This is a genomic window from Acidimicrobiia bacterium, assembly GCA_016650365.1.
Lineage (GTDB): Bacteria > Actinomycetota > Acidimicrobiia > Spongiisociales > JAENVV01 > JAENVV01.
The window spans coordinates 1-1,444 of the sequence record JAENVV010000016.1 but is presented as its reverse complement, the minus strand read 5'-3'; the positions used below and the strand labels follow the sequence as shown (position 1 = coordinate 1,444).

Genomic DNA, 1,444 nt, shown 5'->3' with positions numbered 1-1,444 from the left:
TGTTCTCGCGCCGGTGAACGCGTGGTTGGGGCGATGGGCGCGAGGATTCGTCAAGCCTCTCTTCATCCATGTGGTCGCTAATCCCGAGCAGATCTGGGCCTCTTATTGGAGTGCCGGGTGTTTTTCGGATTGGTGATTTGTTGGTTTCTCAGGCTGCGGAATGGTTTCGGTACCATTCCTGTTCGGCTTCATTCGGGGTCCGGTATCCCAACGCCGAGTGGAGCCGTTTCTGATTGTAACGCAGTTCGATCCATCGAGCAATATCTTTGATGGCCCGGTCGCTTGTTGGATAGCTGGTCCGGTGGACACGTTCCTTCTTGAGAGTCGCATTGAAAGACTCCGCCCACGCATTGTCATAACAGATACCGGTCCGTCCGACCGATCGAATGATGCCGGCCTGCCCAGTGTAGGTTTGGAACTCAGCCGAGGTGTATTGCGTACCCCGATCGGAATGGAATATCGTAACCCCGGCAGTGACGTGGCCGTTCTTGACGGCCATGACCAAAGCGTCGACAACCAAACTGGTGCGCATGTGATCAGCCAGCGCATACCCGACGACCTTCTTGGTGCAGCAGTCCAACACGGTCGCCAGATACACCCAGCCCTGCCAGGTGTCGATGTAGGTGATGTCACCCACCAGCTTGGCGCCCGGCACGGCCGCGGTGAAGTCACGATTCAGCAGGTCCGGCAGTGTGCCGGCATCGGAGCTGATCGTGGTCTTGGGGCCTTGACGTCTCGGTTGAGCGGCGACCAAGCCCCGATCACGCATGATCGAGCGAACCGTGTGCGGGTCACACGGGCGACTCAGCCGGGCCAGACTGGCATGGATCCTGCGGTAGCCGTAGGTGCCGTCGGAGTCGTTGAACAGCCACTCGATGAGCACCCCCAGAGCGTCACGCCACAACTCGGTCGCCGACGCGGGTCGGCTACGCCAGTCATAGTAGCCCGACGCTGACACCTTCGCCCACCTGCACATGGACACGATCGGGTAGCTGCCTTCTTCGCTGCAAATGAACCCATACTTGGTGCTCACCGATACTCCTTCGCGAAGAAGGCCGCCGCTTTTCCCAGGAACTCCTTCTCCATCTTGAGTTCCCGATTCTCTTTACGGAGCCTCGTCAACTCGACCCGTTCCGCCTCCGACAAGACCGGTTCGTCACCGGCATGCTCACGCCGGTACTTGTTCACCCACACCCGCAACGTCTCCGGCCCAATCTTGTACTCTTTAGCGACAGCCGACACCGTCCTCGACGAATCGATGACCGCACGAACCGCTTCCGCCTTGAACTCATCACTGAAACTCTGTGGTGCCACTTGCTATGCCTCTCTCGACGACCCAGGGAACTCTATCCAATGGGCCACCAATCCGAGATCAATCCCCCACTCCAGACCACGCGGTGATGACGACTGCGGCGGTGTATGCGCCGATGCCCTTCTCTTCCAG

1 protein-coding gene is annotated in these 1,444 nt (G+C 59.1%); it reads right to left on the bottom strand.

Annotation, left to right across the window (positions count from 1 at the left end; genetic code table 11):
* Positions 1-148: 148 nt before the first annotated feature.
* Positions 149-1,314 (bottom strand): IS3 family transposase gene (locus tag JJE47_00990; protein MBK5265986.1). Its coding sequence is split into 2 segments (ribosomal slippage): positions 149-1,068 and positions 1,068-1,314, totalling 1,167 coding nucleotides; the frame shifts between segments, so codons are not numbered across the junction.
* Positions 1,315-1,444: the final 130 nt, after the last annotated feature.